Source organism: Bacillus sp. V33-4, assembly GCF_002860225.1.
Classification (GTDB): domain Bacteria; phylum Bacillota; class Bacilli; order Bacillales; family Cytobacillaceae; genus Bacillus_BJ; species Bacillus_BJ canaveralius.
The window spans coordinates 1-1055 of the sequence record NZ_PGVC01000093.1 but is presented as its reverse complement, the minus strand read 5'-3'; the positions used below and the strand labels follow the sequence as shown (position 1 = coordinate 1055).

Annotated in this window: 9 tRNA genes; all 9 read left to right on the top strand. The window is 49.8% G+C overall.

Annotated elements, in window-relative coordinates:
- Positions 1-70: 70 nt before the first annotated feature.
- The 9 genes from CVD23_RS21510 to CVD23_RS21470 all read left to right on the top strand — a co-directional run bounded on the left by CVD23_RS21510 (position 71) and on the right by CVD23_RS21470 (position 952).
- Positions 71-143: transfer RNA gene (locus CVD23_RS21510), tRNA-Val, on the top strand.
- Between the two features lie 4 nt (positions 144-147).
- Positions 148-223 (top strand) — tRNA-Thr (locus CVD23_RS21505).
- A gap of 14 nt (positions 224-237) precedes the next feature.
- Positions 238-313: transfer RNA gene (locus CVD23_RS21500), tRNA-Lys, on the top strand.
- Positions 314-399: 86 nt separating this feature from the next.
- Positions 400-484: transfer RNA gene (locus CVD23_RS21495), tRNA-Leu, on the top strand.
- A gap of 7 nt (positions 485-491) precedes the next feature.
- Positions 492-563 (top strand) — tRNA-Gly (locus CVD23_RS21490).
- A 9-nt stretch (positions 564-572) separates the two neighbouring features.
- Positions 573-661, top strand: a tRNA-Leu gene (locus CVD23_RS21485).
- Between the two features lie 36 nt (positions 662-697).
- Positions 698-774: transfer RNA gene (locus CVD23_RS21480), tRNA-Arg, on the top strand.
- A gap of 12 nt (positions 775-786) precedes the next feature.
- Positions 787-863, top strand: a tRNA-Pro gene (locus CVD23_RS21475).
- Between the two features lie 13 nt (positions 864-876).
- Positions 877-952, top strand: a tRNA-Ala gene (locus CVD23_RS21470).
- Positions 953-1055: the final 103 nt, after the last annotated feature.

The window sequence follows — 1055 nt, the reverse complement described above, 5'->3', positions numbered from 1 at the left end:
AAGCTTCTCAGCGCCGATGGTAGTTGGGGGTTTCCCCCTGTGAGAGTAGGACGCCGCCAAGCGAAATATTGGAGAATTAGCTCAGCTGGGAGAGCATCTGCCTTACAAGCAGAGGGTCGGCGGTTCGATCCCGTCATTCTCCATTATGCCGGTGTAGCTCAATTGGTAGAGCAACTGACTTGTAATCAGTAGGTTGGGGGTTCAAGTCCTCTTGCCGGCACCATTATTTTTTTATTTGAGCCATTAGCTCAGTCGGTAGAGCATCTGACTTTTAATCAGAGGGTCGAAGGTTCGAGTCCTTCATGGCTCACCATTCTAGAAGTGTGAGAAAAGGAAATCAGAAGTCGGATTAAAAAGATTGTTTCACAGCAATTCTTCAAATCTGACAATTTAACAAATGCGGGTGTGGCGGAATTGGCAGACGCACCAGACTTAGGATCTGGCGCCGCAAGGCGTGGGGGTTCGACTCCCTTCACCCGCACCATTTTTTTGCGGAAGTAGTTCAGTGGTAGAATACAACCTTGCCAAGGTTGGGGTCGCGGGTTCGAATCCCGTCTTCCGCTCTTAAATTAGCCGGGGTGGCGGAACTGGCAGACGCACAGGACTTAAAATCCTGCGGTAGGTGACTACCGTACCGGTTCGATTCCGGTCCTCGGCACCAGAGTTTTTTGCGATAGCAAAATAACTTTCAATATATGCGCCCGTAGCTCAATTGGATAGAGCGTCTGACTACGGATCAGAAGGTTATGGGTTCGACTCCTGTCGGGCGCGCCATATTTCATGTATCGGGAAGTAGCTCAGCTTGGTAGAGCACTTGGTTTGGGACCAAGGGGTCGCAGGTTCGAATCCTGTCTTCCCGACCAGAAAAACGCGTAGGGGGCCTTAGCTCAGCTGGGAGAGCGCCTGCTTTGCACGCAGGAGGTCAGCGGTTCGATCCCGCTAGGCTCCACCAAAAAAATATATTGACAAACAGTATTGAGTTTGTTATTATAGAAAAGTCGCTTCTCGGCGGCAAACGAATTTATTGCTCTTTGAAAACTGAACAAGCAAGCAAA